We start from the raw sequence: 3,611 nt of genomic DNA, 5'->3' as shown, positions 1-3,611 counted from the left end.
TTTTCTCAAGCCGGGCGGGTGCTCTAAACAAAAGCCGCCACGTTTTCTGTGACGGCTTAGGTGACGTTGCTGCTGGGTTTACGGTAAGACACGATCAAACCAAAGAAGTTAACCCGATGATTACTGTGCCTGTGCCGCCTTTTGCCCGTAGAGCAAAGCCAGTTTGGCGTAGAAATCTTCCAGCGTAAAACGACTGTCCACCGCATGGTAAACCCGGATCTGGCGGGCGTTTTCCTGCGCGCCATAGCTCAGGTCATCGTTGATTCGCGGGGCATCATGCAGCGTGTACTGGTATTCGTGGTCATCCAGCAACAGGGCGACCGACGGATTATCACCCAATACCCACACCTCGCTCTTCGGCCAAGGCACGTCCTTTAAGGTCATCGAGATTTCCCGATTAAAGTCGATCAACTGCCGCCACAGATACTCTCCGACCTTGCCCTGCGGTTTGACGCGCGCCGCCAGCTCCGCCAGAGACACCCTGACCGACATATAGACGTTATGCGGCACCTGCCATAACGGGACGCTGGACTGGAGCACCACATTCGCCGCCTGCGGATCGTTGAACAAATTGTATTCCCATCCGCCCTTGGGATAAGGCATGCCGCCGATCCAAATCACGGTTATTTTCTTGGCGATCGTCGGATCCGCCTGCAGCGCCGCGGCAACATCGGTCAGCGCGCCGAGCACCAGCACAAACAGCGGATGAGGATCGTCCTTTTTCGCTTCGTTGATCAGCTGCTGCGCCCCTTCGCTCAGGGCCGGCTTGCCCTCAAGCGGACCGGACGCACCGCGATAAACCGGTACCGTCGTTTTTCCCATCACCTGTGTCAACCGCTGCAATTCACGGTAGCTCTCCATCATGCTGTCGGCGCCATCGCGTTTCATCATCGGCGCCGTACGCGCGTAGTGCGCGGCGATCAGACCGGTCACTTTCAGCGTGGGCGTCATCAACGCATGCGCCACGGCAAAATCGTCGTCCGCCTCGTTTTTAGCATCGCTGCTGATCATGACTCTGATTTGCTTGTGATCGACGACCTCAAACGGCAGCACGGCCGCCAGCGACGACGCGCTCCACAGCGCGAGGAAAACCAGAGCCAGACCACTGTTCATCAGCATCCATCCACGTTTCTTGTTTCTAGGGGTTGTCATCAAAAACTCCTCATAAGCGAAAAGGCCAAAACATCCCAACGCCGCATTACCACCAAACTTCCGCCTGGACGCCAAGGCTGAACTGATCGTCTTTGTCGTCCTCGAAGCTGAATTGAGAGATGCCGTTTTCAAGCGATTTCAGATAGCTGGCGTAGAAACGGATCTCCGGGCGAGAGGTCAGCATGCTGGTGCTGACTTTCAGGGTGTGGAACAACGTGGTTTTGTATCCCGACTCCCGATAGTTAACCCCGCCGGCCTTGTTGGTCTGGTTGAAATAAGCCAGCTCGACGCCGGTCTGGTTGTACTGATCCCAGATATAGGCGGGACGGACTACTGCACGGAACGTTTCGAAATCGGTATGCGCGCCGGTTTCATAACTGTACAGATCGCTGCCGCGGCCATAGACCAGCGCGTTGGCCATAATCACGTCGGGACGCAGGTAAGTTTCCCCCTGCGAGATCAGCCGGAATGCCGTTCCTCCGGTATGTTCACCGTAATAATATTTGCCATCGCCGTAGTCTGGGTTGGCGTCGGATATCCGCATAAAGCCGCTGGCGATCGAGTTACTGGCGTACTGGAGGGCAAATTCATTAAATCCGCCGTTGTCGAATTTCTGTCGAAGGAATCCGGTCGCCAGCCAGGCGTCTTTTAATTCGAAATAATTGCTCGAATGCTGGCTGTCGCTTTCATTCGCCGTGTTGTATTTACCATCTATTTCCAGCGTCGCCTTATCCCAGAGCGGAATTTCCCGGTAGCGGATATCAATCGCATTGGTATTCACCTGCGTGGTTGAGGTGTAGGACTTATTGTAGAGATCCAGATCTTGACGCAATAACGCCACATCCAATTTCCCTACGCCCACATTAATATTCTCCAGACCCACCGCGCCCGCCGAATCCGCCTTATGCGCTTTCCAGTCCAGCATCTGAATTTCATAATTTTTCAGATAATGTTTTCCGACCCAGAAAGAAGCCTCCGGGATAAAGGGAATAAAGCCCGTGGTGGTGACGTACATATCGGAAAATTGCAGCAGGTTGTCGCTGCTGGAATCAAACACGCCGTTACTGTATGACTGCCCCACGTTGCCATCGAGCCAGACGACGGCATGGGCGGTTTTGCCATCCTGATCGTAGACGCGCTGGTTCAGAATCAAGTCAAACCAGCCGCTGTGCTCGTTGCCGAAACGGCCCAGAGAGCCTATCGCGTAAGACTTGGGCACGCCGCGCGATGAGGTGGCCCAGCCTGATCGGAAATAACCCGAGTAGGTAAAACCGATGTCGTTTTTCACATATTGGCTGATATCGTCGAGCGTCATCGGGGTCGAAGAGACGGCGGTGTTGGCACGTCCATTGGACGCCGCGGCGGACGAATCACCGGATGCCTTCGCGGTGGACTGAGGTGGATTGTTCGCCACCGCCACGTTAACCTCGCCAGATTTCGGCGCCGTATTTTGTTGGGCCTGACCGGCGGCGATTTTATATTCCTGCAACTCTTTTCGAGTCGCGTTTAATTCTTTTTCGAGTAATTCGAGTCTTTCCTCCACGGTTAATTTCGCGGCCAGCGCCTGATAGGGCACACCAGCGGATAATAAAGCCAGCGTGATAATTTTTAGGGATGCAGAGTTAAGTTTTATCATTATGGTATTTCCAATGTTGATTCACGGTGGGCGCAAACGCACCTGCCCGCTATTCCCGGTCAACGTGTGTTATTCAACGTTTTTATTCGAAGCGGCGATGTTCCGCCCCCTCACCTCTAACGCTTTTTATTTAGGCTTCTCCGTACGCGAAACCGCGGCGGATAAAGTAACTGGGAGTACAACTCCAGGCATGGCAATAGCTGTCGATTTGTTTACTGCCATAGGGCGACGACAGCGGATTTTTGGGATCAAACGCTTCCCAGAAGGTATTCGTTTCGGTTTTGACCATGGCTCCCCAATACTCTTCCACCAGCTTGCGCGCTTGCTGGCTGAGGCCACAGCGAATGAGCGCATCGACCATGTGGTGGTACAGATAGGGCGTCAGAGGACGCACGGCGTCGGGCATCGTCATGACACGGGCCAGCGCTTGCGCCATCTGCGGTTGAGGCAGCACGTCGGCCAGCGCCATCCATGCCTGAGAAGCCCAGGAGATTTGCCGCTGCTCGCCGCTGACAAATACACCCAACGGTTCATCAAACAGCCCGCGCGCCGCCTGTTTCATTCTCGCGACCGCTTCCACGAAAGGCTGAACCTCGGCCTCGCGACCCAACGCTTTCGCCAGTTCGATGCCTTCCTGACAGCTGAAAATCAAAACGCCCTGAATGGCCGCCTGCTTATCAAGCCCTTTCAACGCGGCGCTCTGGTCCGATCCCGGATTCCAGTCGATAAACACGTAATCCTTCTCCGGGGCGACGAACAGTCCCTGCGCGTTGACATTCTTCAGCGCCAGCGTGAGCTGCTGTTTTGCCACCGGCCACAGTTC

Annotated in this window: 2 protein-coding genes and 1 pseudogene; all 3 read right to left on the bottom strand. The window is 54.9% G+C overall.

All coding sequences use genetic code 11. From position 1 onward, the window contains the following. Positions 1-120: 120 nt before the first annotated feature. The gene (locus tag Q7O77_RS15675; protein WP_304169478.1) at positions 121-1,152 is read right to left on the bottom strand and encodes a nucleoside hydrolase; all 1,032 of its coding nucleotides are present in this window, start codon (positions 1,150-1,152) and stop codon (positions 121-123) included. Positions 1,153-1,198: 46 nt separating this feature from the next. Further along, entirely contained in the window at positions 1,199-2,788 is a 1,590-nt protein-coding gene (locus Q7O77_RS15670) for a carbohydrate porin (RefSeq protein ID WP_304169475.1), read from the bottom strand. Positions 2,789-2,918: 130 nt separating this feature from the next. Next, positions 2,919-3,611, bottom strand: a pseudogene (locus Q7O77_RS15665) (sugar hydrolase); the annotation flags it as partial.

The organism is Lonsdalea britannica, assembly GCF_946477055.1.
GTDB lineage: Bacteria > Pseudomonadota > Gammaproteobacteria > Enterobacterales > Enterobacteriaceae > Lonsdalea > Lonsdalea britannica_A.
The sequence above is the reverse complement of the archived record's forward strand: the minus strand, read 5'-3'. Positions and strand labels throughout refer to the sequence as shown.

Bases quoted from the DNA above. Each gene is read 5' to 3' on its own strand.
- Q7O77_RS15670 (WP_304169475.1), bottom strand. From the start codon at position 2,788: ATGATAAAACTTAACTCTGCATCCCTAAAAATTATCACGCTGGCTTTA.
- Q7O77_RS15675 (WP_304169478.1), bottom strand. From the start codon at position 1,152: ATGACAACCCCTAGAAACAAGAAACGTGGATGGATGCTGATGAACAGT.